Annotated in this window: 24 protein-coding genes; 8 read left to right on the forward strand and 16 right to left on the reverse strand. The window is 63.9% G+C overall.

Annotation, left to right across the window (positions count from 1 at the left end; translation table 11 throughout):
• The first annotated feature begins 47 nt into the window (after positions 1 to 47).
• From WC739_RS14120 to WC739_RS14140, 5 genes are all read left to right on the forward strand, one after another.
• The gene (locus WC739_RS14120) at positions 48 to 1,220 is read left to right on the forward strand and encodes an iron-containing alcohol dehydrogenase (RefSeq protein WP_372953675.1); all 1,173 of its coding nucleotides are present in this window, start codon (positions 48 to 50) and stop codon (positions 1,218 to 1,220) included.
• 242 nt (positions 1,221 to 1,462) lie between these two features.
• Entirely contained in the window at positions 1,463 to 2,569 is a 1,107-nt protein-coding gene (locus tag WC739_RS14125; RefSeq protein ID WP_372953653.1) for an ABC transporter substrate-binding protein, read from the forward strand.
• A 69-nt stretch (positions 2,570 to 2,638) separates the two neighbouring features.
• The gene (locus WC739_RS14130; RefSeq protein ID WP_372953654.1) at positions 2,639 to 3,553 is read left to right on the forward strand and encodes an ABC transporter permease; all 915 of its coding nucleotides are present in this window, start codon (positions 2,639 to 2,641) and stop codon (positions 3,551 to 3,553) included.
• A complete protein-coding gene (locus tag WC739_RS14135) occupies positions 3,550 to 4,341 on the forward strand; it encodes an ABC transporter permease (protein ID WP_372953655.1) in 792 nt (263 codons plus the stop codon). Before WC739_RS14130 ends, WC739_RS14135 begins: the two co-directional genes overlap by 4 nt.
• 30 nt (positions 4,342 to 4,371) lie before the next feature.
• Positions 4,372 to 5,436, forward strand: coding sequence for an ABC transporter ATP-binding protein (locus tag WC739_RS14140; RefSeq protein ID WP_224664706.1), 1,065 nt, complete (start codon positions 4,372 to 4,374; stop codon positions 5,434 to 5,436).
• An 87-nt stretch (positions 5,437 to 5,523) separates the two neighbouring features.
• Here WC739_RS14140 and WC739_RS14145 read toward each other — a convergent pair whose 3' ends face one another.
• Both WC739_RS14145 and WC739_RS14150 read right to left on the reverse strand, forming a co-directional pair.
• A complete protein-coding gene (locus tag WC739_RS14145) occupies positions 5,524 to 6,141 on the reverse strand; it encodes a cysteine hydrolase family protein (protein WP_372953656.1) in 618 nt (205 codons plus the stop codon).
• A 13-nt stretch (positions 6,142 to 6,154) separates the two neighbouring features.
• Positions 6,155 to 6,388: a hypothetical protein gene (locus tag WC739_RS14150; RefSeq protein WP_372953657.1), complete on the reverse strand. Its 234-nt coding sequence runs from the start codon at positions 6,386 to 6,388 to the stop codon at positions 6,155 to 6,157.
• A gap of 263 nt (positions 6,389 to 6,651) precedes the next feature.
• Here WC739_RS14150 and WC739_RS14155 point away from each other — a divergent pair, with 263 nt between their 5' ends.
• The 3 genes from WC739_RS14155 to WC739_RS14165 all read left to right on the forward strand — a co-directional run bounded on the left by WC739_RS14155 (position 6,652) and on the right by WC739_RS14165 (position 10,127).
• Positions 6,652 to 8,202 carry a cation:proton antiporter gene (locus WC739_RS14155; protein ID WP_372953658.1) on the forward strand — a complete coding sequence of 517 codons (1,551 nt, stop codon included), beginning with the start codon at positions 6,652 to 6,654 and terminating at the stop codon, positions 8,200 to 8,202.
• A 160-nt stretch (positions 8,203 to 8,362) separates the two neighbouring features.
• Positions 8,363 to 9,274, forward strand: a complete 912-nt coding sequence (locus WC739_RS14160; protein ID WP_372953659.1) for an endonuclease/exonuclease/phosphatase family protein — start codon at positions 8,363 to 8,365, stop codon at positions 9,272 to 9,274.
• A 7-nt stretch (positions 9,275 to 9,281) separates the two neighbouring features.
• A complete protein-coding gene (locus tag WC739_RS14165; protein WP_372953660.1) occupies positions 9,282 to 10,127 on the forward strand; it encodes an EamA family transporter in 846 nt (281 codons plus the stop codon).
• A 57-nt stretch (positions 10,128 to 10,184) separates the two neighbouring features.
• On the opposite strand, the gene WC739_RS14170 is transcribed toward WC739_RS14165, so the two are convergent.
• The 14 genes from WC739_RS14170 to WC739_RS14235 form a co-directional block, all read right to left on the reverse strand.
• Positions 10,185 to 11,402, reverse strand: coding sequence for an MFS transporter (locus WC739_RS14170; RefSeq protein ID WP_372953661.1), 1,218 nt, complete (start codon positions 11,400 to 11,402; stop codon positions 10,185 to 10,187).
• A gap of 90 nt (positions 11,403 to 11,492) precedes the next feature.
• Complete coding sequence (locus WC739_RS14175) at positions 11,493 to 11,810, reverse strand: Dabb family protein (RefSeq protein WP_372953662.1); 318 nt, start codon at positions 11,808 to 11,810, stop codon at positions 11,493 to 11,495.
• Between the two features lie 20 nt (positions 11,811 to 11,830).
• Complete coding sequence (locus tag WC739_RS14180; RefSeq protein ID WP_372953663.1) at positions 11,831 to 13,459, reverse strand: GMC family oxidoreductase; 1,629 nt, start codon at positions 13,457 to 13,459, stop codon at positions 11,831 to 11,833.
• Positions 13,460 to 13,471: 12 nt separating this feature from the next.
• A complete protein-coding gene (locus tag WC739_RS14185) occupies positions 13,472 to 14,233 on the reverse strand; it encodes a 3-ketoacyl-ACP reductase (protein WP_372953664.1) in 762 nt (253 codons plus the stop codon).
• Positions 14,234 to 14,444: 211 nt separating this feature from the next.
• Positions 14,445 to 15,947 (reverse strand): FAD-dependent oxidoreductase, encoded by a 1,503-nt coding sequence (locus WC739_RS14190; protein WP_372953665.1) that lies wholly within the window; start codon positions 15,945 to 15,947, stop codon positions 14,445 to 14,447.
• Positions 15,948 to 15,949: 2 nt separating this feature from the next.
• Positions 15,950 to 17,065, reverse strand: a complete 1,116-nt coding sequence (locus WC739_RS14195; RefSeq protein WP_372953666.1) for an ABC transporter ATP-binding protein — start codon at positions 17,063 to 17,065, stop codon at positions 15,950 to 15,952.
• Positions 17,066 to 17,069: 4 nt separating this feature from the next.
• Positions 17,070 to 18,014 carry a carbohydrate ABC transporter permease gene (locus tag WC739_RS14200; RefSeq protein WP_372953667.1) on the reverse strand — a complete coding sequence of 315 codons (945 nt, stop codon included), beginning with the start codon at positions 18,012 to 18,014 and terminating at the stop codon, positions 17,070 to 17,072.
• The gene (locus WC739_RS14205) at positions 18,011 to 18,967 is read right to left on the reverse strand and encodes a carbohydrate ABC transporter permease (RefSeq protein WP_372953668.1); all 957 of its coding nucleotides are present in this window, start codon (positions 18,965 to 18,967) and stop codon (positions 18,011 to 18,013) included. Before WC739_RS14205 ends, WC739_RS14200 begins: the two co-directional genes overlap by 4 nt.
• Before the next feature lie 199 nt (positions 18,968 to 19,166).
• Positions 19,167 to 20,420, reverse strand: a complete 1,254-nt coding sequence (locus WC739_RS14210; protein WP_372953669.1) for an ABC transporter substrate-binding protein — start codon at positions 20,418 to 20,420, stop codon at positions 19,167 to 19,169.
• Positions 20,421 to 20,477: 57 nt separating this feature from the next.
• Positions 20,478 to 21,989 (reverse strand): aldehyde dehydrogenase family protein, encoded by a 1,512-nt coding sequence (locus WC739_RS14215; RefSeq protein WP_372953670.1) that lies wholly within the window; start codon positions 21,987 to 21,989, stop codon positions 20,478 to 20,480.
• 13 nt (positions 21,990 to 22,002) lie between these two features.
• Complete coding sequence (locus WC739_RS14220; protein ID WP_372953671.1) at positions 22,003 to 22,779, reverse strand: enoyl-CoA hydratase/isomerase family protein; 777 nt, start codon at positions 22,777 to 22,779, stop codon at positions 22,003 to 22,005.
• Positions 22,772 to 24,373, reverse strand: coding sequence for an acyl CoA:acetate/3-ketoacid CoA transferase (locus tag WC739_RS14225; RefSeq protein ID WP_372953672.1), 1,602 nt, complete (start codon positions 24,371 to 24,373; stop codon positions 22,772 to 22,774). Before WC739_RS14225 ends, WC739_RS14220 begins: the two co-directional genes overlap by 8 nt.
• Positions 24,370 to 25,386, reverse strand: a complete 1,017-nt coding sequence (locus WC739_RS14230; RefSeq protein ID WP_372953673.1) for a Gfo/Idh/MocA family protein — start codon at positions 25,384 to 25,386, stop codon at positions 24,370 to 24,372. Before WC739_RS14230 ends, WC739_RS14225 begins: the two co-directional genes overlap by 4 nt.
• Positions 25,383 to 26,191: substrate-binding domain-containing protein (locus WC739_RS14235; protein WP_372953674.1), on the reverse strand; the 809-nt coding region annotated here is incomplete at its 5' end. The genes WC739_RS14235 and WC739_RS14230, both read right to left, overlap by 4 nt.

Raw genomic sequence — 26,191 nt, forward strand, 5'->3', positions numbered from 1 at the left:
AAATCCTTCCACCTGCGCGAAGCCATCTGACCATCCGAAAGATGAAAATGTCCAAGCTGATCTCCAAATGGAACTACCCCACCACCGTTCGCTTCGGCGCCGGGCGCATCAAGGAACTGCCTGAGGTGCTCGCGGCCACGGGTATCAAGCGGCCGCTGTTCGTCACGGATCCGGGCCTGGCGAAATTGCCGGTCGTCGCCTCGACCCTGAAGATCCTCGACGATGCCAAGGTCCCCTATGGCGTCTTCTCCGAGGTAAGGCCCAACCCGGTCGAATCCAACCTCACCGCCGGCATCGCCGTGTTCAAGAAGGGCAAGCATGACGGCGTCATCGCCTTCGGCGGCGGCTCGGCGCTCGATCTGGGCAAACTGATCGCCTTCCAGGCGGGCCAGACTCGGCCGGTATGGGACTTCGAGGATGTCGACGACTGGTGGACACGCGCCAATTCGGATGCGATCGCACCGATCATCGCCGTGCCGACCACGGCCGGCACCGGATCGGAGGTCGGCCGCGCCGGCGTCATCACCAACGAGGCGACGCACACGAAGAAGGTCATCTTTCATCCCAAGCTGCTGCCGGCGATCGTCATCGCCGATCCCGAACTGTCGGTTGGCATGCCAAGCTTCATCACCGCCGGCACGGGAATGGACGCGCTTGCCCATTGCCTCGAGGCCTATTGCGCGCCGGGTTATCACCCGATGGCCGATGGCATCGCGGTTGAAGGAGTCAGGCTGGTCTTCGAAAACCTGCCGAAGGCCTATGCCAACGGCAAGGATCTCGTCGCGCGCGCCCATATGATGAGCGCCGCCGCCATGGGCGCCACCGCCTTCCAGAAGGGGCTCGGCGCCATCCACTCGCTGTCGCATCCGATCGGCGCGCTCTACGACACCCACCACGGCATGACCAATGCCGTGTTCATGCCTTATGTGCTGGCCTTCAACCGCGACGCCATAGAGGTGCGCATCGCCAGGCTCGCCGCCTATTGCGGCATCAAGGGCGGCTTCGATGGCTTTGCCAAGGCCATCATCAAGCTGCGCAAGGAGCTGAAGGTGCCGCATGCGCTGCCGGACCTGATCAAGGGGCTCGACATGGACAAGAAGCGCAAGGGCCTGATCGCCGACATGGCGATCGTCGATCCGACCGCCGGCGGCAATCCGGTCAAGCTGACCCGGAAGGCGGCGCTGACCTTGCTCGAAGACGCCATCGCCGGCACGGTGTGAGGCGTTTCAAGGCCGGAAGTTGATTTCGAAAAGGCGTGAACAATCGAAGGGAGAGTATGAGGGGCAGGAACGAAACTTGTTAGCCGGAAAAAGAATCGCCAAGCGATTGCTACATCAGGTTAAAAAGAGTTTACTTTTTCGCACTGCGAGCAACCGGTTTCACAAAGCTTTCATCTGGCTGTCACATGAAAACGATACCGGATCGCAGGCGTCCAACGGCGTCAGTTCAACGGAGAGAACACATGTTCAAATTCACGGGGAAAGTGCTTTCCCTCTCGGCCGCGACCCTCATGGTGTCGTCGGTGATTTCGTCCGCCGCTTCGATGGACGATCTCGTCAAGGCCGCCAAGGCGGAAGGCCAGCTCACCACGATCGCTTTGCCGCATGACTGGTGCGGTTACGGCGACGTCATCGCCGGCTTCAAGGCGAAATATCCGGAAATCACCGTCAACGAACTCAACCCCGATGCCGGTTCCGGCGACGAGGTCGAGGCGATCAAGGCCAACAAGGACAACAAGGGCCCGCAGGCGCCTGACGTCATCGACGTCGGCCTGTCGTTCGGCCCGACCGCAAAGGCCGACGGCCTGATCCAGCCCTACAAGGTTTCGACCTGGGACTCGATCCCTGACAGTGCCAAGGACGCCGACGGTTACTGGACGGGCGACTATTACGGCGTGCTGTCTTTCCTGGTCAACAAGGACCTGGTCAAGGAATCGCCCGCTGACTGGGCTGATCTGCTGAAGCCGGAATTCGCCAACACCGTCGCGCTTGCCGGCGATCCCCGCGCCTCCAACCAGGCCATCCAGGCCGTCTACGCCGCTGGCCTTTCGGGCGGTGCCGCCGCCGGTGAAGCCGCCGGCACTGCTGGCCTCGACTTCTTCAAGAAACTCAACGCTGCCGGCAATTTCGTTCCGGTCATCGGCAAGCCGGCCACGCTTGCCCAGGGCCAGACGCCGATCCTGGTGACCTGGGATTACAACGCGCTCGCCGGCCGCGACACGCTGAAGGGCAATCCGCCCGTCGACGTCGTCGTGCCGAAGACCGGTGTCGTCGCCGGCGTCTACGTGCAGGCAATCAGCGCCTATGCGCCGCATCCGAATGCAGCCAAGCTCTGGCTGGAATACCTGTATTCGGACGAAGGCCAGATCGGCTGGCTCAAGGGTTATTGCCACCCGATCCGCTTCAACGACCTTGCCAAGAACGGCAAGCTCCCGGCGGACGTGATGGCCAAGCTGCCCCCGGCTGAAGCCTACACTGCAGCTGTGTTCCCGACGCTCGACGAGCAGGGCAAGTCGAAGGAAGCGATCACCAAGAATTGGGACGCGGTCGTCGGCGCCAACGTCAAGTAAATTCAGACATCAAACACCGGGCGGCTTCGCGGCCGCCCGGTTCTTTCTCTCGAAGACGGTAGCTGGCGCATGACCGATCTCTCATTGTCCGATCACGCTGTTGCCGGCAAGACCGCGCCCCCCGCCGAGGCGCGCAGCCTGAGGCTGCCGACGCAGTGGCTCGGCGTCGCGCCCTTCTTCCTCTTCGCCATCATGTTCCTGATCCTGCCCACGCTCTACCTGATGCTGGGGGCGTTTCAGAACGATGCGGGCGAGTTCACGCTGGAAAATATCGCGGCGCTGGCGCAGCCCTCGATCGTTTCGGCTTACTGGATTTCGATCAAGGTCAGCCTGGCCTCGTCGCTGATCGGTGCGTTTGCAGGCCTGGCGATTGCCATCGCCATCGTTCGCGGCGGCCTGCCGGAATGGATCCGCTCGGCAACCCTGACGTTCTCCGGCGTTGCTTCCAATTTCGCCGGGGTTCCGCTCGCCTTCGCGTTCATCGCGACGCTGGGCCGGTTGGGTCTTGCGACGGTGATCCTGAACACCTTGTTCGGCCTCAACATTTACGCTCACGGCTTCAACATCCTGTCGTTCTGGGGCCTGACGCTGACCTATGTCTACTTTCAGATTCCGCTGATGGTGGTCATCATCGTGCCGGCCATTGACGGGTTGAAGAAGGAATGGGGCGAGGCCGCGGCGACGCTCGGCGCGACCATGGCGCAGTACTGGCGCATGGTTGTCATCCCGGTGATATGGCCAAGTTTCCTTGGTACCGTCATCCTTCTGTTCGCCAACGCTTTTGGCGCGATCGCCACCGCCTACGCACTCACGGGCTCATCGTTGAACATCGTGCCGATCCTGCTCTATGCGCAGATACGGGGCGACGTGCTGCACAATGCTCATCTCGGCTATGCGATCGCCTTTGGCATGATCGTCATCACCGGGCTCGCCAATGTCTTCTACATCTGGTTCCGAACCCGTTCGGAGAGGTGGCTGAAATGAAGTCCGGTAAATTCTGGGCCTGGGTGGTCTTCGCGCTTGGCGCCGCCTATTTCTTTATCCCACTGATCGCGACGGTGGAGTTTTCGCTGCGGATGCGGCGTGGCGCCTATTCCTTCGACGCCTATCAGATCGTGCTCGGCGATCCTCGTTTTCAGGCGACGTTCGGCTATTCGGTGCTCGCCGCGGTCTGCACCATCATCCTGGGCGTCTTGATCGTGGTGCCGGCTGCCTACTGGATACGGCTTCGCCTGCCGCAATTGCGGCCCGTCGTCGAGTTCATCACCTTGCTGCCGCTGGTCATCCCGGCCATCGTCATCGTCTTCGGCTATATCAGGATGTACGGCTCGAATTCACCGCTGCCGTTCCTGGCGAGCGACATGGGCACCAATGCCTTGCTGGTCATCGGTTATGCGATGCTTGCGCTGCCCTACATGTATCGCGCGGTCGACACCGGGTTGCGCACCATCGACGTCAGGACGCTGACCGAGGCAGCGCAGATCCTTGGCGCCGGCTGGGGAACGATCATCGGCCGGGTGATCCTGCCCAACGTGCTGATCGCGGTCCTGTCGGGCGCCTTCCTGACCTTCGCCATCGTCATCGGCGAGTTCACCATGGCCAGCCTGCTCAACCGGCCCGCCTTCGGTCCGTATCTGCAGAATGTCGGCGCCAACCGCGCCTATGAACCGGCGGCGCTTGCCATCATCGCCTTTGCCATCACCTGGGGCTGCATGTCGCTCATCCAGATCCTGTCCCGCTTCGCGCCGAGATCGGCGAACCGTCCGAATTGATCGAAAAGCACTGATCGAAAGAACAACACCATGGCCGACCCGTTCCTCTCCATCCAGCACGTGCGAAAATCCTTCGGCCCCACGACGGTGGTGGAGGACTTCAATCTCGACGTCGAGCGGGGCGAATTCGTCTCCTTCCTCGGGCCATCGGGCTGCGGCAAGACCACCGTGCTGCGCATGGTCGCCGGCTTCGAGGAGCCGAGCGCCGGCAAGATCGTCGTCGGCGGCAAGGACATCACCAGGCTGAAGCCGAACCAGCGCAATGTCGGCATGGTGTTCCAGGCCTATGCGCTGTTCCCGAACCTGACCGTGGCGCAGAACATCGGCTTCGGCCTGAAGGTCGCCGGCATGCCGAAGGCGGACATCGATGCCCGCGTCGCCGAGATGCTCGGCATCATCAAGCTGCCGCAGATGGCCGACCGCTATCCATACCAGCTTTCGGGCGGCCAACAGCAGCGTATCGCGTTGGCCCGCGCCATCGCACCGAAACCGAAGCTGCTGCTGCTCGACGAGCCGCTGTCGGCGCTCGATGCCAAGGTGCGCGTCTCGCTGCGCGAAGAAATCCGCTCGATCCAGAAGAAGCTCGGCATCACCACCATCTTCGTGACGCACGATCAGGAAGAGGCGCTGTCGATCTCGGACCGCATTGCGGTGATGTATGGCGGCAAGGCCGAGCAGGTCGGCACGCCATTCGAGATCTACAACCGGCCGGCGACCAAGTTCGTCGCCAATTTCGTCGGCACGCTGAACGTTCTCGAAGGCAAGGTCACTGACGCCGCAGCCGGCACGGTGCAGGTCAACACGCAGGAAGTCTCGCTCAAGGGCAAGCTCAACGGGTCCAAGTCCGGTGACACGCTGTCGCTGGCGCTGCGGCCGGAAGCAATCTCGCTCGGCCGTCAACCCGGTCGTGACTCCAGCCTTTCGGGCGAAATCTCCGAAGTGCATTTCCTTGGTTCAGTGATCCGGGTCCGCGTCGGAATCGGCGGCAACATGGTGTCGCTGGACACGTTCAACAGCCCGGCCACGCCGCCGCCCGCAGTTGGCGAAAGGGCCGAGATCTCGTTCTCGTCGAACGACATGCTGGTGCTGCACTAAGCGCGGATCATAACGGACAGCAAACGAAGCGAGTGCGATTGCGCCACAGAATTTTGCGTTGTCGTCGTTCGAATGGCTTTGGCTCCGTCACGGCGTGATCCACCGTTCTAGGAGTTGGTCGACTACCGCAGTTTCAATGTGCTGGCCGTAGCGGCTACTGAACAGCTCGATCATGGCATCATGGGCTTTGTCCGAGGCGCTGCACAACGCGTCCTGGGCTACGATTGTGCGCAGGCCGTAATCGGCGGCGCCCAGCACGGTCGAGAGCACGCACATGTCTGTTTCGCCGCCCGTCACGATAATCGTATCACAACGCCGCTGGGCCAAATGTTCACGCAGGTTCGTCCCAAGCCAGGGTGAATATACCGGCTTGTCGATGACCGGCGCCGGCGGCGCAAACCTTCGAAGTTCCGGAACGAGGTCGACCTGTCCGGGTCCAAGATGCTCCAGCGTCATGTCGGCCCACCGCTCGTAGTAGCGTTTCCATGTGCCTTGGCCGTCTCCCGGACGCCGGGCCGGAATGAACCGTGTAAACGCCAGCTGCGACGGGTGTGCCCTGCACAGGTCGATGATCCGAGGCAACACCCTTTCCATCCACGGCATCGACCATGGCGACGCCTCGCGGAACATCGCCTGCATATCGACGCAGATATGCACTGCGTTTGCGCCAATTGGATCGTCGCGTAGTGTGGGCTCAGCGGTCATCTGGCGTGCAATGTCATAGTTCAGGGGGTGCTTGTCGTGTATCGAAGGCGACGCCGAGGCCGTGCGCGAGAGCGCTGGCCGCAATCATGTCATCGAGCTCCCGGCCCGACACAGGGCAGTCGCGTAGCACCGCCAGAATGGCCCTCTCGGCCTGACTGAGCGAGACGACGTCATGCCGCTTCTTCCGCACCTCGACATACTGCTCAATGAGCATCTTAAGCCGACGCGCCTCAATCTCGGTTGCCATGGTTGCCTCCAAACTGTCTCGACACCTTTGCCGGTGCTTTCCTCGGGGAACGGCAGCTTGATAATTTGCCAAAAAAAGCCTTGTTCCATCGGTTTCCGGCGAAGGACCGGCATTGCTGTCAGCGAAACCTTGGAGGCCGGCAAGCGCGGCGGGGCCAACCGGAAGGCCGGGTTCCGGCAGGACTGCGGAATAACCGCTAAGGGCGAGTCCCTGGGGGTGACTTTGTCACTGCCAATGGTCCTGTTTCATCGCTACGATGAGGCATGGCTCTCTTTGAACTGACGCTTGTCCTGCTGTTGATCGCCGTTGCGCTGACGGCGCTGTCGCGGCGCGTGCGGGTTCCCTATCCGTCCTTGCTGGCACTGGCGGGCGCCGGCATCGCCTTCCTGCCCGGTGTGCCGAAGATCGAGATCGATCCGGAACTGGTGCTTGTCCTGTTCATCGCGCCGGTGCTGCTCGACGCCGCCTATGACACGTCGCTGCGCGACCTCAATCGCTACAGGGTGTCGCTGGTCATGCTTGCGCTCGGAGCCGTTGTCTTCACCACGGCGACGGTTGCTTTCGTCGGCTGGAAAATAGCCGGCCTCCCTGTCGCCGCCGCGATAGCGCTCGGAGCCATCGTCGCGCCGCCGGACGCGGTCGCGGCGTCGGCCGTGCTGGGACAATTCAAGGTTCCCTACCGCATCACTGCCATCCTGCAGGGCGAAAGCCTGCTCAACGACGCGACCGCGCTGCTGATCTACCGCTTCGCCGTCGCCGCGACGCTCGGTCCCGTGCTGTTGAGCAGTGCCGCTCCCATGATTGCCTTGTCGACGGTTGGAAGCCTTGCCGCCGGCTATGTGCTCGGCCGGCTGTCCCTGGCGGTGCTTGTGCGCATCGAAGACGCCGCGAGCGGCACGGTGTTGCAGTTCGCGGGCACTTTCGGCGTCTGGATCCTGGCCGACAGGCTCGGTCTTTCCGCCATCATCACCATCGTCGTCTATGCCATGACGATCGCGCGTACCGCGCCGCGCCGCATGTCGGCAAGGAAGCGCGTCAGCTCCTATTCGGTCTGGGAGACCGCGGTCTTCGTGCTCAACGTGCTGGCCTTCGTGCTGATGGGCCTGCAGGCGCGCTCGATCGTCGAGCGACTCGCCGGCGCCGGACAGGCCGACGCCTTCCTGTTCGCTGCCGTCGTCCTGGCGGTCGTCATCGTTTCGCGTCTCGTCTGGGTGCTTGGTTACGGAGCGGTCATCAGATGGCTTGCGCGCTTCGGCAGCGCCGACAGACGTGTCGAAGCCCCGACATTTCGCGGCGGCGTGCTGGTCGGCTGGTGCGGCATGCGCGGCCTGGTGACACTGGCGGCAGCGTTCGCCCTGCCGGCTGATTTCCCGGGCCGGGATCCGATCGTGCTCGCGGCGTTTACGGTTGTCCTTGGAACCCTGGTGCTGCAAGGCATGAGCCTGAAGCCGTTGCTGCGCATCCTTGACCTCGGACTGGACGAGACGGTCGACAAGGAGGTTGCGCGCGCCCGTCTCGCGGTTACCCAGGCTGCCCTCGATATATTGAGCGGCAAGACATCGAGCGCCGCGGCCGTGGTGCGCGAGCAATATGCCGCCCAGCACTCGATCGCCGAAAATCCCGGTGACGCCAAGGGGGTGACGGAATACGACCGGCTGCGTCTCTACGCGATCAAGAGTCAGCGCGACGCGCTGGAGGAGTTGCGCCGAAACGGCACGATCGGCGATGAAGCCTACCATCGCCTGGAGGAGGAGATAGACTGGACGGAACTGGCGGCTTCGCCGCCTGGACGATTCCAGCCGCTGACGACGTGACCGGATCGCCGCTGCCTGAAAGCCGGATATCAGGGAATCGGTGCATGGCGTTGCCGCAACTATGTGAGACGGCTCTGGCCCAAGCCGCTGGCTTTCCCCACACATTGCAACCAATCCGCCGAGCCGCTACTGCCATCATCGAAATTGAGCCGGATAAGCAATGAAGCTGATCAGCTACAACATCCAATACGGGTTTGGCGGCGATGGCCGCTACGATCTTTCGCGCGCCGCCAGCATCGTCGCCGGCGCCGACATCATTGCCTTGCAGGAAGTCGAGCGCCACTGGCAGCGCAGCAATTTCGACGACCAGCCGGAGCTGCTTTCCCGCCTCCTGCCGGACTATCACTGGGTCTACGGGCCGGCCTTCGACATGGACGCCAGCGAACGGCATGACGGCCGGATCGTCAACCGTCGCCGGCAGTTCGGCACCATGCTGCTGTCGAAGCTGCCGATCACCTGGTCGCGCCTGCACGCCCTGCCGATGCGGCGCACGCTGCGGCCGCTCAACACACGCAACGCGGCGCTGGAATGCATGATCCGCACGCCGGCCGGCCCGGTGCGGGTGCTGTCGCTGCATCTCGCCCACATTGCGGCCGAGGAACGGCTGGAGCAGATCGACTATCTGCTTGGCGAGCATCGCCGGGCGCCTTCAGACGGCGGGCCGTGGAGCGGCATCGACGACGAACCGTCGCGCGACTGGACCAGCGGCGAAGCCGAGCCGGAAAATCCGCTGGCGGCGATCTGGATGGGCGATTTCAACATGGAGCCGGGCAGTGCGGAATACCTTCGTATCGCCGGCAGCACGCCCTATCATCGCGGAGCGGCCTATCTCGACGGCTTCGTCGACGCGGCCGCTGTCGCCAGTGAGGCGACCACCAATTTCCATACGCATGTGAAGACCATCGACGGCAAAGTCACAAAGCGCCGGCTCGACCATTGCTTTGTCGGCGGCATGTTTGCCGGGCGCGTGCGCTCGGTCGGATCGGATATCGGCGAAATCGCCTCCGACCACTTCCCGCTGCGCGTCGACATCGATCTCGAAACGCCGCTTGCCATGCAACGCGGCGGATGAGCCACCGATGACCCTGTTCGTCTTTTTCGCGGTGCTTGCCGCCGCCGCCATGCACGCGATCTGGAACGCCCTGGTCAAGGTGCATCTCGACCGCTTCCTGTCGATCACGCTGATGACGCTCGGCATGGGCGCCGCGGCGCTCGTGGTGCTGCCCTTCGTCGAAGTGCCCCAGGCCGAGGTATGGCCTTACATCATCGCCTCCGTCCTTTTTCACATGGGCTACCGGACCTTCCTGATCGGGGCCTACAAGGCTGGCGATTTCGCCCAGACCTACCCGCTGGCGCGCGGCACCGCGCCCCTGCTTGCCGCGCTGGGCGGCATCGTCCTCGTTTCGGAAATCCCGGGGCCATTCGCCATTCTCGGCATCGTCCTGTTGTCGGCGGGCACGCTGGTGATGTCGTTTCGCGGCGGCGCGCATCTGGAGAAGCTCAACCTGCGAGCAGTCGGCTTCGCGCTCGGCACTTCGATCTTCATCGCCAGCTACACGCTGTCCGACGGCAGCGGCGCGCGGCTGGCGGCGACAGCGCAGAGCTATGCCGCCTGGCTGTTCATCTGCGATGCTTTCGGGGCGCTGGTGTTGTGCCTGGTGTTTCGCGGGCCGAAGGCGCTTCCCGTCCTGGCGCGCGACTGGAAGACCGGACTGTTCACCGGCGTGCTCAGCGGCGCGGCCTACTGGATCGTCATGTGGGCGATGACCAAGGCGCCGATCGCCTCGGTGGCTTCCTTGCGCGAAACCTCGATCCTGTTTGCCATGCTGATCTCGGTCTACGCGCTTGGCGAGAAGATGACGGGATGGCGCGGCATCGCCGCGCTCAGCATCGTCGCCGGCGTGTTCGCGCTCAGAATGGGCTAAAGCATTATCCCGAAAAGTGGCAGACCTTTCGGATAAAGAGCATGCTCAAGAAGGCGCTCAGGTCAGCACGGTCATCACCTGACCGCGCCGCTCCGGACTGAAGCGGATGACGACGATGATGCAGACGGCGACCACGCCTGCGAAAAGTGCCAGCGCGTAGCCGTAGCTGCCTCCGGCCGCCTCGGCAATTCCGGCCTGATAGGGGCCGCCATAGGACGCTGCGAGATTGCCGGCCTGGTAGATGAAGCCGGGCAAGGTTGCCCGGACCGCGCCGGGCGAAAGCTCGTTGAGATGGACCGGGATGACGCCCCACGCGCCCTGGACCGCGATCTGCATGATGAAGGCGCCGATAGCGAGCATGAACGGCGTGGAGCTATAGGCCCAGAGCGGAATCGCCGGCAGGGCGATCACGCAGGCCAGCGTGATGGCGTTGACGCGGCCGATCTTCTCGGACAGCGCGCCGAACGCCAGGCCGCCGACAATGGCGCCGATGTTGGCGACAATGGTGATCCAGCTCACCGTGTGCGGGTCGAAGCCATGCTGCTTCTTCAGGAAGGTCGGGTAGAGGTCCTGCGTGCCATGGCTGAAGAAGTTGAAGAACATCATCAGCACGACGGCATAGAGCGCCACGCCCCAGTTGTTCCGGAGCGTTTCCAGCATCCCCGGCCGCGCCGTCTTCTGGGCCTCGACGAAGGCCGGCGATTCCGGAACATGCGAGCGGATGAACAGGACAATCAGGGCCGGGATGAAGCTGAGCAGGAACATGGCACGCCAGCCGATCGTGTAGCCGCCGATCGTCTGCTGGTAGAGAAGGCCATAGACTACTGCTGCCAGGAGATAACCCGCCGGATAGCCGCATTGCAGGATGCCCGAGACAATGCCGCGCGCACCAGGCGGGACGGATTCCATGGCCAGCGAACTGCCGAGCCCCCATTCTCCACCCATGGCGATGCCGAACAGAGCGCGCAGCAGGAGAAACACACCGAGGGTGGGCGAGAAGGCGGCGAGCGCGCCGATCACCGAGTAGCTGACGATGTTGAGCATGAGGATCGGCTTGCGCCCGTATCTGTCGGCGAGCATGCCGAAGAAGAAGGCGCCGATGAAGCGTGTCGCCAAAGTCAGGAACAACGCCTTCGAAACCGCCGGTACGTCGGTCTGGAATTCAGCCGCGATATCGGTGAGCAGGAATGTCAGGAGGAAGAAGTCGAAGGCGTCGAGCGTCCAGCCAAGGAATGAGGCCAACACGGTCTTCTTCTGCTGCACGGTAAGGTTCAAGGCGTCCTCCTTTGCGTTCCCGAGGCAACGATATGTCGCCCGTCCGGCAAAAGAGAACAGCTGGTCAGCCGGCTTTCGAAAGAGCCGCGGTCACTTTTTCGTAAGGTCGAGATCGATGACCATCAATCCATCCGTGCCGCCGTCGAGGGCTGCGACCAACCGGGCGCCGGCCCGCTGGTGCGCCTCATGCACGAGATAGGCGTCGCGGGCGGAGGCATCGCGGAAATCGACGGTGAAGCCATGGCTGAAACCGCGCGCAAAGGGCTCAGGGCTCACATTGGCGCTGAACAGGACCGTGTCCATGCCGTCAATCACCTTTCGCAGCGCCTCCAGGTCGGCGTGGATCGCCGCGCGTTCTTCAGCGGCGACGTCGGCGCGGAATTTGACGAAGACACAATGCCTGATCATGGGGTGTTCCTTCCAGTTTGTCAGGCCGCGCAGTTTCCGGAGAACACCGCCGGCGGCAGCGGCTCGCGGCCGAGGATGAGGTCGGCGCCTTTTTCGCCGACCATGATGGTCGGCGCATTGGTGTTGGAGGAGGGCACGCGCGGCATCACCGAGGCGTCGCAGACGCGCAGGCCCTCAATGCCGCGCAGCCGCAGGTCCGGCGTCACCACGGCCATGTTGTCATGGCCCATGCGACAGGTGCCGACCGGATGGTGGTCGGTCTTGGCACTGCGGCAGGCGTAGGCGATCAGGTCTTCGTCGCTGGCCAGCGACGGGCCGGGCAGCACTTCGCGCAGCACGTAGGGGGCAAGCGCCTTCTGCCGCATGATCTCGCGCGCCAGCCGCAGCCCCTTGAGCGACATGTCGCGATCATAGGGATCGGACCAGTAGTTCGGATCGATCAGCGGGTGGTCGGACGGGTCGGCGCTCTTCAGCCGCACGGTGCCGCGCGAGCGGGGGCGCAGGAAAGCCGAGTTCAAGGTGACGCCCGGATTGTTCAGCTTCTCCACCCCCGCCTCGATGCCGGAGCCGAGGCCGAGATGGAACTGGATGTCGGGCGAGGCGGCGGTCGGGTCGGCGTACCAGAAGCCGCCGGTCTCGAACAGGCTGGAGGCGACCGGCCCCTTCTTCAGCAGCAGATATTGCAGGCCGGCCCAAGCCGTGCGGTGCAGCTTGGCGTAATTGTCGTAAGTGTGGTCACCGGTGCATTCGGCGATGACGAACAAATCGAGATGATCCTGCATGTTGGAGCCGACGCCGGGCAGGTCGTGAACCGGTGTCACGCCAATCGATCTCAAATGATCGGCCGGGCCGATGCCCGATTGCATCAGGAGCTTCGGCGAGCCGATGGCGCCGGACGAGACGATGACCTCGCGCTCGGCGCGCAGGATCGTCTTCTGTCCGCCGGGCCTGTCGACGATCTCGACACCGATGGCGCGGCCTTTCTCGATGACGATGCGGGTCACCAATATGTCGGTCCTGACGGTGAGGTTCTTGCGGGCGCGGATCGGCTTCAGATAGGCGACCGAGGCGGAGGAGCGGCGGGCATCCTTCTGGGTCAGTTGGTAATAGCCGACGCCTTCCTGGCTGGCGCCGTTGAAATCCGGATTGAAGGGAATGCCCATCTCCTGGCCGGCGCGGAAATAGGCTTCGCAGATCGGCAGCGGTGCGATCGGGTTGGAGACGCCAAGCGGGCCCTGGTCGCCATGAAAGTCGTTGGCGTAGCGCTGATTGTTCTCGGCGCGCTTGAAATAGGGGAGCACGTCGCGGTAGCCCCAGCCGGTCAGGCCCTCTTCCTTCTCCCAAGCGTCATAGTCGCGTGCGTTGCCGCGGGTGTAGATCTGGGCGTTGATCGAGGAGCCGCCGCCGACCACCTTGGCCTGCGTGTACCAGAACACGCGGTCCTTCATGTGCTTCTGCGGCACTGTCGACCAGCCCCAGGACGCAATGCCCTTGGTCATCTTGGCAAAGCCCGCCGGCATATGGATATAGGGATGCCAGTCCTTGCCGCCGGCTTCCAGCAGCAGAACCGAATTGCCCGCATCCTCGCTCAACCGGTTGGCCAGAACGCAGCCGGCCGGGCCGGCGCCGACGATGATATAGTCCGTCATTAGACCACCCACTTACAATCGCGGCACGGAGAGCGCGCCGTCGACATTGATGACCGAGCCGGTCGAGAAGCCGAATTTGCCGCCGGCAAGCGCTGCCACCACGGCGCCGATGTCGGATGCCTCGCCCCAGCGCTTGGCCGGCACCAGTCCACCGTCGATCAAGGCATCGTATTTGGCGGCCACGCCCGCGGTCATGTCGGTGCGGATGATGCCGGGCCGCACCTCGAAGACGCCGATGTTTTCGGAGGCGAGCCTGAGAGCCAGGTTCTTCACCCACATGGAAAGCCCGGCCTTCGAGACGCAGTAGTCGGAGCGTTCCGGGGAGGCCATGTCGGCGCTGACGGAGGTGATGGTGACGATCGATCTTGCGTGGTCGCCGGCCGTGGCCAGCATCGCCTTGGCGACGGCCTGGCTGAGAAACACGGTGCCGCGCAGGTTGATGCCCAGTATGCGGTCGAAATTCTCCGGCTCCAGTTCCAGCAGGTCGCCGCGCACGGCAGCGCCAACGCCGGCATTGTTGACCAGGCAGTCGATACGGCCGAAGGCGCGCATCGCCGCGTCGACGAGCGTGGCATGAGCAGAGAGATCGGCGATGTCGCAACAGGCATAAGCGAATTTCGCACCGCGCGCGGTGATGTCGGCGGCGAGTTCGTGCGGAGCTTGTTCAGCAAGATCGGCGACCAGAATGTCGAAACCGGCCTCCGCCAGCGCCTCGGCGCAGGCAAGGCCAATGCCGCGCGCGCCGCCGGTGACGATGGCCGCCGGGCGGGTCATTGGAGCTGAGCCTTGCGGATGTCAGCGCTGCCCCTCATCGCCCTGCCGGGCACTTCTCCCCGTATAGGGACGGGGAGAAGAACGCCGTCATCGGCGGTTTCGCCAATCGCCAACATTGTAAAAAGAGCGCCGACGTTGCGGCCAAGTCCCTTCTCCCCGTCCTCCACGGGGAGAAGGTGCCGGTAGGCGGATGAGGGGCGGCGCAAACCTGTCATGCCGCCAACTCCGTCTTGCGGATATGCTCGGCGACGCGCAGCGCTTGGGCCGCGATCGACAGTGCCGGATTGACCGCTGCCGAGGTCGGCAGGAAGCTGCCGTCGACGACGAACAGGTTGCGATGATCGAAGGCGCGGCAGAAGGGATCGAGCGGCGCGGTGGCGGGATCGTTGCCCATCCTGACCGTTCCGCACTGGTGCGACGGCGTGCGCTTGTCGAAGGGGCGCGACAGCACGATGGGATAACCGCAGGCGCGGAAATTCCCGCGCATCACCTTGGTCAGCCCGTCGAGCGACTGCATGTTGGAACGCCGCCACTGCATGACGATGTCCTTGCCGTCGACCATGATACGGCTTTCGGGGTCAGGCAGGTCCTCGCACATCAGGTACCAGTCGACGGCATGGCCGGCCATGAAATCGAGCGCGAACCCCGGCATCCTCTTGACGTTGGCCTTCAGCATGTTGCCGTCAATCTTGCCGAGTAGCTGGACGTTGCCGAGCGGCTTGCCGCCCTTGCCATCGGAAAGATAATAATCGTTCAACATCAACGTCTTCTGGTAGACGGAATTGTTACGTCGGCGCGGGTCGATCGCCAGCATGGCGCTCGAATTGTGGTTCATGAAATTGCGGCCGACCTGGTCGGAGCGGTTGGCGAGGCCCTTGCCATCGGCTGATGGCGAACGCAGCAGGATGACGGCGGAATTGACCGCACCGGCGGCGAGGATGACCAGCTTCGGCGCGACTTTCTTCGCCTCGCCATTCTGCCGGTAATGGATGGTGGCGATGGTCTTGCCGTCCGGCGCCGCTTCGAGATACTCGACGTGGCAGCCCGTCTCGAGCCGGATGTTGCTGTCTTTCAATGCAGCTGTCAGCGGCCCGGTCTGGGCGTCGACCTTGCCCTGGCCGGTGTTGGGGAAAGCGTCCCAGCCGGTCTTGCCCTCCTTCAGCCAGGTATCGATGTCGACGCCGAGCGGCAGCGAGGCCGGATGCAGGCCAAGGCCTTTGAGCTCGGCGCGGGCGCGTGCGATCGGCGCCTCGTCGGGCACCGGCTTGAAGGCGTAGGGGATCGAGTGGAAGGGCTCGGTCGGATCCTCGCCCAGCGCGCCGCGCACGCGAAACAATTGCTCCGCCTTCGAATACCACGGCTCGAATTCGTCATAGGAAAACGGCCAGGCGGGCGAGACGCCGCCGAAGTGCTCCATCTCGGAAAAGTCTTCCTTGCGGTAGCGGATCAGCACGGCGCCGTAGAATTTCGAGTTGCCGCCGACATAGTAGTAGTTGCCGGGATTGAAGGCGGCGCCGCCGGCCTCCCGCCACATCTCCTTTGGCCGGTAGTGGCCATGGACGAAGATCGAGCGGGTGTCGCGCGCATGGGACGTCGCCGGCAGTGGTTCGCCGCGCTCCAGCATCAGGATCGAGGCGCCGCTGCCGGCAAGGCCGGAGGCAATCGTGGCGCCGCCGACGCCCGAGCCGATGATGACGATGTCCGGACTTGTCATGGCTAGCGGATGCGGGTTTCGGTCGCCGGGTCGAAGAACACCGCCTTGGTCAGGTTGAAGGCGAGCGGAGTATTCGTGCCGGGCTGGATGTTGGCGTCAGCGCGCAGACGCGCGACCACGCCCTTGCCGCCCAGATTGGTGACGGCGAAGGTGTCGGAGCCCGCTGGTTCCACCACTTCGATATGGCAGTCGGCGGTGGCGATGTTGGAGGCGTTGCGCTCGGCGCCTTCCGGATCGGTCAGCGCTTCGGGGCGAACGCCGAAGATGATCGGCTTGCCCTGGAATGCCGACAGACCTGCCGGCGCGTTGGCCATCGGCAGCGAGATCGGCTCGCGTGCCTCTCGCTGTAGCACGACGGACAGCGCATTACCGTCGGTGCCGATCGTCGCCGGAATCAGGTTCATCGCCGGCGAACCCATGAAGTCGGCGACGAAAAGATTGGTCGGGTTGTTGTAGATCTCGGCCGGGGTGCCGAACTGCTGCACCTCGCCGTCGCGCATGACCGCAATCTTGGTCGCCAGCGTCATCGCCTCGATCTGGTCGTGGGTCACATAGACGATGGTGGTGCCCGTGGTGGCGTGCAGGCGCTTGATCTCGATGCGCATGTCAACGCGCAGCTTGGCGTCGAGATTGGACAGCGGTTCGTCGAACAGGAACAGCTTGGGGTCACGCACCAGCGCCCGGCCCATGGCGACACGCTGGCGCTGGCCGCCGGAAAGCTGGCTTGGCTTGCGTTGCAGCAAATGGCCGATCTGCAGCACCTTCGCCACCTTGTCGATGGCCTTTTGCCGCTCGGCCGCCGGCACGCCGCGCATCTCCATGCCGAAGGAGATGTTTCCCGCCACTGTCATGTTCGGATAGAGCGCGTAGCTCTGGAAAACCATGGCGATGTCGCGCTTGGACGGATGCAGATCGTTGATGGTGCGGCCGTCGACGCGGATTTCGCCGGCGGTGATCGTTTCCAGCCCGGCGATGGTGTTGAGGAGCGTGGACTTGCCGCAGCCGGACGGGCCGACCAGGACAAGGAAGCCGCCCTTTTCGAGGTCGAGGTCGATCCCTTTCAGGATCTCCACCTGGCCGAAGCGCTTGCGCAGACCATCGATTTCAAGAAAAGCCATCGAATTATCCTTTGACGGCGCCGGCCATGAGACCGCGCACGAAATAGCGGCCGGCGAGCACATAGACGAGCAGGGTGGGGAGCGCGGCGATCATCGCGGCCGCCATGTTGACGTTGTATTCGACGACGCCGGTCGAGGTGTTGACGACGTTGTTGAGCGCCACGGTCATCGGCATCGCGTCGCCGGTGCCGGCATAGGCCGAGGCGAACAGGAAGTCGTTCCAGATGTTGGTGAACTGGTAGATGACGGTGACGACGAAGATCGGCATCGAGTTCGGCAGCATGATGCGGCGGAAGATCTGGAAGAAGGACGCGCCGTCGACCTGGGCTGCCTTGACCAGTTCGGTCGGGAACGCCTCGTAATAGTTGCGGAAGAACAGGGTTGTGAAGCCGATGCCGTAGACGACATGGACGAAGACAAGATTGACCGTCGGGTTGCCGAGACCGAAGCTGGTGCCGAACGTGTTCTGCAGCGTCACGCCGAAGCGGCCGAGACTGCCCAGGATGGTCGCCATCGGCAGCAGCACCGACTGGAACGGGATGAAGCAGGCAAACAGCATCAGCCCGAAGACCAGCGTGGCGCCGCGAAAACGCCACTTGGTCAGCACGTAGCCGTTGAGCGCGCCCAGCATGGTCGAGATCAGCACGGCGGGAACCACCATCTTGATCGAGTTCCAGAAATAGCCCTTGATGCCGGCGCAGGTGAGGCCGACGCAGGTTTCGCCCCAGGCCTTCAGCCACGGGTCGAAGGTCGGCGCCCTCGGCAGGGCCAGCATGTTGCCGTTCTGAATCTCGTCCATGGTCTTGAACGACGTGACCAGCATGACGAACAGCGGCATCAGGTAGAAGACCGCGAATAGCGCCAGCAGCCCGTAGATGACGATGCGGTTGACGAGCTTGACGTTGATGCCGCCGGAGGCCTGGCGGGCTGAAGTGGCAACGGCGCTCATCGGGGCTTCTCCCGCAGTTCCGAATAGAGATAGGGCACGATGATGGCGACGATGGTCATCAGCATGATAACGGCGCTGGCGGAGCCGACGGCCATTTCGTTGCGCTTGAACGTGTACTCATACATGAAGTTGGACGGCAGCCAGGCGGAGCCGCCGGGCCCGCCGCTGGTCAGCGCCACGACAAGGTCATAGGACTTGATGGCGAGGTGGGCGAGCACGATGAAGGCCGACAGGAAGATCGGCCGCAGCAGCGGGATGACGATGCGGCGATAGAGCTGGAAGGTGGTGGCGCCATCGATCTGCGCCGCCTTCATGATCTCGCCGTCGATGCCGCGCAGGCCGGCCAGGAACATCGCCATGATGAAGCCCGAGGCCTGCCAGACGCCGGCGATGACCACCGTGTAGATGACGAAATCCTTGTTCTTGATCCAGTCGAAATGGAAGCTCGTCCAGCCCCATTGATGCAGGGTCTGTTCGAGACCGAGGCCGGGATCGAGGAACCATTTCCAGGCGACGCCGGTGACGATGAAGGACAGCGCCATCGGGTAGAGATAGATCGGCCTGAGCATGCCTTCGCCGCGGATCTTCTGGTCGAGCAGGATGGCCAGGAACAGGCCGAGGGCCAGGCAGATGAAGATGTAGAGAAAGCCGAAAATGCCCATATTGGTGATGGAGGTGTACCAGCTCGAGGGCGGATCGGTATCGAACGTCCAGCCCCACAGCCGCTGATAGGCGCGCGAGCCGGTGATGACATAGGACGGGAACGTCTTGGAGTTGGTGAAGGACAGGTAGACCGTCCACAGGATGAAGCCATAGACGAAGACGATGGTGATGGCGAAACTCGGCGCCAGGACGAGCTTCGGCAGGGCGTCCTGCAGGCGCGAGCGCACCGACACCCGCGGGCGGCTGCGCTCCGGGGTCAGCTTGATCTGTGTTGTCGCTACCGAACTCATGGGTTCCTCCCGTTTCGGGTCATCCATCCCGCGCCGTCAGCCGGCAGGAATAGTCCCGTGCGGACGGGTTGTTGATCGACGCAAGGCTGGCCAAGTCTTTGTTCGCCTGGATTCCGTTGCCGTGAGCGCCCGGCGCTTTGGGCGACATGCAATGGAGGCCTTCCCCGCCGGGGCGGGGAAGGTGTTTCATGCGTGGCGCTTACTTGGCGTCGTCGATCGCCTTGACCAGTTCGGTCACGGCCTCGTCGGAGGTCTTGATCTGACCGTGGACGAACTTCGAGACGACATCCTTGTAGGCGTTGGCGACCGCCGGAGGCGCGCCGTAACCCTGCGCCAGCGAGCCGAACAGCTTGCCGCCGTCATTGGCTGCCTTCAAGTCGGCGATGCCCTTCTTGCCGCAAGCGTCGAAGTCGGTGTCCGGAACGTCGGTACGGGCCGGCACCGACCCCTTTACGACATTGAAGGCCGACTGGAAGCTCTTCGACAGGGTGGCGGTGGCCAGGGCGATCTGCGCCGCCTTGCGGTCGTCGGACACGTTGAACATGCCGAACATGTCGGAGTTGTAGATCACCGAGCCGTCGGTGCCGGGGAAGCGATAGCACAGGAAGTCCGTGCCCGGGGCCTTGTTGGCGGCGTGGAATTCACCCTTGGCCCAGTCGCCCATAACCTGGACAAGGGCGTCGCCCTTCATGACCATGGCGGTGGCAAGGTTCCAGTCGCGGCCCGAGAAGTTCGGATCGACATAGGTGACCAGCTTGGCGAGGTTGTCGAACGACTTCTTCATCGTATCCGACTTGAGCGATTCGTCGTCGAGATCGTTCATGGCCTTCTTGTAGAAATCAGGCCCGCCAGTCGACAGCACGACCGAGTCGAACATGGTGGCTTCCTGCCAGTTCTGGCCGCCGAGCGCGAGCGGGATGACGCCGGCCGCCTTGGCCTTGTCGAGCAGGGCAACGAAGTCGTCGAAGGTCTTCGGCTCGGTGCCGCCGATCTTGTCCATGACCGCCTTGTTGATCCACAGCCAGTTGACCGAGTGGACGTTGACCGGAGCCGCGACCCACTTGCCGTCATAGACCGAGAACTTCTGCAGCGCGGCCGGAACCGACTTGTCCCAGCCTTCCTTCTTCGCCGTCTCGGTCAGGTCGCCCATGACGCCGGCAGCGGCGTAATCGAGCACGGTGTAGCCAAGCATCTGCGATGCGGTCGGGTAGTTGCCGGCCGCGACCATCGCCTTCAGCGCGGTCATGGCGGCGTCGCCACCGCCACCGGCCACCGGCACGTCCTTCCAGGCGTAGCCTTCCTTGGCAAGGTCACCCTTGAGGACGTTGAGAGCAGCCGCTTCGCCGCCCGACGTCCACCAATGCAGCATCTGCACTTCCTTGACGTCCTCGGCGTGGGCCGCGAAGGCCAGGCCGGATGCGAGAGCAGTTCCGATAAGCAGTTTGCGCAACATGTACTACCTCCCTTGTTGCATTACACGACCGGTGGAGCCCACCGGGTTCTTCCCAACTCAGCCGACCCACCATCCGGTGCGCTGGCCGCGATGAAACTGGATTGTCTTTTCCTCGGTATAATCCTCGACGGCGCGTTTGCCGAGTTCGCGTCCGAGACCGGACTGCTTGTAGCCTCCGAAGGGCAGCTCGGTATAACCTTCCATGAATGTGTTCACCCAGACGGTCCCCGAACGCACGCCACGCGCCACCGACATGCAGGTGTCGATGCTGGCGCTCCAAACGCCCGCCGACAAACCATAAGGCGTGTCATTGGCGATGTGCAACGCCTTTTCAATCGATTCAAAAGTCAGCACCGACAGCACCGGGCCGAACACTTCCTCACGCGCGACGGCCATGTCGCCGGTGATGCCGCGAAGGATGGTGGGGTCGAGATACTGGCCGGCATTCGAGACCAGCCGTCCGCCGCCGCTGTAGACGCTGCCGCCGTCACTGGCCGCCGCCGTGACGTAGCCGGTCACCTTGTCCAAATGGTCCGACGAGATCATGGCGCCGACCTTGGTGCGGTCATCCAGCGGGTCGCCAACCGTCACCCTGGCGGTGAGCGCCTTGACCGCAGCAAGGAAATCGTCGGCGATCGCCTCGTGCACGATCAGCCGGCTGCCGGCATTGCAGCATTCGCCGGCATTGAAGAAGCCGCCGAACACGGCGGCGTCTGCGGCAGCTTCGAGGTCGGCGTCGGGGAAGACGATCTGGCCGTTCTTGCCGCCCAGTTCCATCGACACCTTCTTCAGCGATTGCGCGGCCGAGGCCATTGTCAGCTTGCCGACGCGGGTCGAGCCGGTGAACGAGATCATCTCGACCAGCGGATGGCTGACCATCGGCGCACCGACATCGGCGCCAAGACCGGCGAGGATGTTGACGACGCCGGCCGGCAGGCCCGCCTGCATGAGGATGTCGCCCAGCACGAAGGTCGAGGCCGAGGTCATCTCGCTCGGCTTGACGACAGCCGTGCAGCCGGCGGCGAGCGCGAAAGGCAGTTTCTGGCTGACGATCAGGAACGGGAAATTCCACGGCGTGATGATCGAGACGACGCCGATCGGCTCGCGCAGCACCACGCCGAGCATAGCGTCGCCGAGATTGGCGTAGCTCTCGCCATGCAGCGTGCGAGCGAGCGCGGCGGCATAGCGCCAGATGTCGACGGCGCCGCCGATCTCACCGCGCGCCTGGGCGATAGGCTTGCCGGATTCCAGGGCATCGAGCCGAGCAATTTCTTCCAGGCGCGCCTCGATCAGGTCGGCCGCCTTGAGCAGGATCGCGGCGCGCTCGGCCGCCTTCATGCGCGGCCATGGGCCGGTCTCGAACGCCTTGTGCGCGGCCTGCATAGCAGCTTCCACTTCAGCCTCGCCGGCCTGTGCATAGTGCGAAACGGCAAAGCCATGACCGGGGCTCTTGCGCTCCAGCATGCGGCCGTCACGAGCATCGACATGCTTGCCGTCGATCAGCAGTCGATAGGCTTTTGGCGCTGCGGATGCCTCGGCGGGCATGGCGATGTTGAGGGGAGCGTTCATCAGGTCGTTTTCTCTAGGTTCTTGAAAATTCTGGTTTTTGCCTGGCCTTGAAGGCGCCCACGCCAGCCTTGAGATCGCCGGTCATGGCGATGAAGCCGCTTGCCAGCGCTTCCGTTGCCGCAGCACTTTCCTCGCCTTCGGCGACCGCGATCATCAGTTTGGCTGCCTCGGTTGCCAGCGGGCCGCGCGCGGCGATCTGGCCGGCCCAGGCCTTGGCTTCGGCCAGGCCAGTGCCGGTCTCGGTGACCTTGTCGACAACGCCCAATGCCAGTGCTTCCGGGGCGAGAAAAACCTCGCCCCCCAGCGCCATGCGACGCACCGTCTGCGCGCCGAAGCGGCGCACGGCGCGCTGGGTGCCGGACCAGCCGGGCACGACGCCGATAGAGGTTTCGGGGAAGCCGAGCTTGATTTGCGTTTCCGCGACGCGGAAATCGCAGGCGACCGCCAGTTCCAGGCCGCCGCCCAGCGTATGACCGGACAGGACCGCGATCGTCGGCTGCCGCAAGCGCGCCAGCCGGTCGAAGACGCGGTGGCCGTAGCGCACCCATTGCACCTGGAAATCGGCTGCGCTCATCTGCGCCCAGGCGTCGACATCGCCGCCGGCGCAAAAGCCCTTGCCTTCGCCGCAAAGCAAGACGACGCGGACGCTTTCGGCCATCTCCGCTTCGTCGAGAGCCGTTTCCAGCGCCCGCAGCATCGGGATGTCCAGCGCGTTGAACTTTTCCGGGCGACGCAAGGTGATGATGCCGATGGCACCATCCTGCTCGAACGTAACGAGGCGTTCAGCCATGCGTGCCTCCGAGCGAGGCGCCGCCATTCAGCGACAGGCCTATTGGCCGATCCTGATAGAGGGCTTCGGGCGTCATCTTCAAATCCCTGGCGACGGCGAGTGGCGTTCCGGCCTGCGCCAGCACATCGCGCTCAAGGTCGATGCCCGGCGCCAATTCCGTCACCATCAGGCCGTCCGGCGTCAGCTTCATCACGCAACGCTCTGTCACATAGGTGATGTCCTGCCCCTGCATGACGGCGCGCTTGCCGGAGAAGGAGATGTGCTCGACCTCGTCGACCACCTTCTTGACTTTGCCTTCGGCGTCGATGCGGATCCCGCCGTCGGCCAGCGAAAGCTTTGCTCCCGCATTGAAGAAGCCGGAGAACACGATTTTCCTGGCCCGGGCGGTGATGTCGACGAAGCCGCCGGCGCCGGCGGTGACATGCGGCCGCGCCGACAGCTTCGAAACGTTGACCGAGCCGTGGCGATCGATCTGCAGGAAGGACAGCAGCGACGCATCGAAGCCGCCGGCCTGGAAATAGATGAACTGGTGCGGCGAGGGCATGATCGCCTCGGCGTTGGAGGCGCAGCCGAACTTGAAGTCGAGCAATGGCACGCCGCCGACCGCGCCTTGTTCGATCACCCAGGTGACCTTGCCGTGCTGGCCCTCTTCCAGAAGGATGCGCGGCACATTGGCCGAAATGCCGAAGCCGATATTGACGGCCATGCCGTCGCGCAACTCCATGGCGACACGGCGCGCGATGACCTTCTGCACGTTCATCTCGGCATTGCGGAAGGTCGACAGCGGCCGGAAGATCTCGCCGGAGATCGCCGGGTCGTAGGGTGTCAACGTGGTCTGCAATTGGTCCGGCGCGATGACGATGTGGTCGACCAGGACACCCGGCACGCGCACGTCATGCGGCTTCAGCGTGCCGTTCTCGACGACGCGCTTGACCTGCGCGATGACGACGCCGCCATTGTTGCGGGCTGCCAGCGCTTGCTCGAGACCGCCGAGATAGGCGCCCTCATGCTCGTAGGTGAGGTTGCCGCGCTCATCGGCCGTGGTCGCGCGGATGATCGAGACCTGCGGGACGATGGAGCGGAAATACAGCCACTCCTCGCCGTCGAACTGCTGCACCGACACGATCGGCTCGCTGGCGGCGGCGTTCATGGCGCAGCCCTGGTGGCGTGGGTCGGCGAAAGTGTCGAGCCCGACCTTGGTCAGCACGCCCGGGCGCTTGGCGGCCGCCTCGCGGTGCATGTCGAACAGGATGCCGGATGGCACATTGTAGGCGGCGACCGAATTGTCGCCGATCATCTTCCAGATCTGCGGCGGTTCGGAAGATGAGGGACCGGACGGATAGGAGCCGCACAGCGTGCGCTTCAGCAGGCCGGGCTTGGCCAGATGATCTATGCCCTTGATGCCGTACATGTCGCCAGCGGCGATCGGGTGCAGCGTGGTGATGTCCTTGGGATGGCCTTCCGCGTCGAAACGCTCGCCGATGGCGGCGAGTACCGCGTCCGGGCAGCCGAGACCGCTCGACGACGACACGGACACGATCATGCCGTCCCCGATCAGGTCAGCCGCTTGCGCGGCGGTAACGACCTTGCTCAATTGGCGCTCCCAAGCTTCGGGTCGATCGCGACCGCCTTGCCCGATTTCGACGATAGCAAAGCGGCTTCGGCCGCCGTCAGCGACCAGACGCCGTCCTCGCCTGTGGCGGAAGGCTGGCCTTCGCCATGGATCGCGGCATGGAACTGACGCAGCGACCGGGCATAAAGGTCCTCGCGATCGAAGCTCAGTTCCTCCTCGCCCGCCGCCGTGCGCAGCAACACCGAGCCGACAGGTTTCTGCGTCATCACGTTCCTGGCGATCAGCGAGCCTTCCGAGCCGTGCACCTCGAAGCCTGTGTCGGCGAATCTGGTGGTGAAACCTTCATGCGACTGGGCGATGACGCCGGTCTTGAAGCGCCAGACGCACATGGCGCCGTCCTCGAGTCCGGCTCCGGCCATCCCGGCTGATTGCGTGAAGCAGGAAATCTCGACAGGGTCGTCGCCGAGCACAAAGCGCAGCGTGTCGGCATCGTGCACGGTGATGTCGAGCACCACGCCGCCGCCTGCCTCCGGCCTGGTGATGCGCCAGCCCTGCAGGTTTTCCGGTAGGTAGACGGAATGGAAGACGCGCGCGGCGATCGGCTTGCCGATGCGCCCGGCCGCAATGGCGTCGCGCATGGCGCGGTGCGAGCCGGCATTGCGCAAATGGTGATTGGTTCCGAGCACGATGCCGGCCGCCTTGGCGGCGGCGACCATCTTGCGCGCATCGGCGTTGGTCAGCGCCAACGGCTTTTCGCACAGCACATGCTTTCCCGCCTTGATGGCCGCGAGTGCCTGCTCGAGATGCAATTCATTGGTGGTCGAGATGTAGACGGCGTCGATGCCGTCGGAGAGCAGGTCGTCCAGCGTCGAGACAGCCCGGGGGATGTCGTTTTCCCCGGCATAGGCTGCGGCACGTTCCGGGCTGGAACTCATCACCGCCGCGATCTCGCCGTCGGGCTGTGCGCGGATAGCGTCGATCATGAACTGCCTGGCGATCGTGCTGGCGCCGATCAAGCCCCATCTGACGGTCATGCCGCATCTCCGATTCCCGCGAGCCGATCCGGACCGCTGCTTTCCCTGATCACCAGATTGACCGCACCGATATGGTCCTCGGCGCGCGTGGTGCGTGACTGGATCATCTTCAGCATGACATGGGCCGCACGTTCGCCAAGGCCGGCCGTGTCCACCGAGACGCTGGTCAGCGCCGGCATGTAATGCTGCGCCTCGACGACGTCGTCGAAGCCGACAACGGCGAAATCGGCGCCCGGCTCGAGCCCGCGCTTGCGCAGGGCAAGCATGACGCCGAAGGCGACAGCATCGTTGAAGCACAGGGCCGCCGTCGGGGGTTCGTTCACCGACAGCGCCGTTTCCAGGCAGACCATGCCGCCCCTGCGGCTGGTCTCGCCTTCGACGACAAGCGTGTCCTGCGTCGCGATGCCCAGCGTCTCGCAGGCTTCGCGAAAACCGCCGAGGCGCTCATGATAGACGACAAGGTCCGATGAGCCGCCGAAAAAGGCCAGTCGGCGATGGCCCTTGCCGATGAGATGAGCGGTCGCGAGGCAGGCGCCGCGATGGTTGTCGGGAGCGATCACCGGGATGCGGCTTTCGGGAAGGCGGCGCATGGCGAAGACCACCGGCACGCCGGCCGTCTCGATGCGGCGGAAAGCGTCCGGCGTCGTGCCGCGCGCCGGCGACACGATAAGGCCGGCAACGCCTTGCTCCATCAGCGACTTCAGCACCTCTTCCTGGCGCACCGGATTCTCCGCCGTGTTGGCGATGAAGGGCACGATGCCTGCCGACTGGAAGACCCGCTCCATGCCGACCGCCAGTTCAGCGA

The sequence above is a fragment of the Mesorhizobium sp. genome (assembly GCF_041661565.1).
GTDB lineage: Bacteria > Pseudomonadota > Alphaproteobacteria > Rhizobiales > Rhizobiaceae > Mesorhizobium.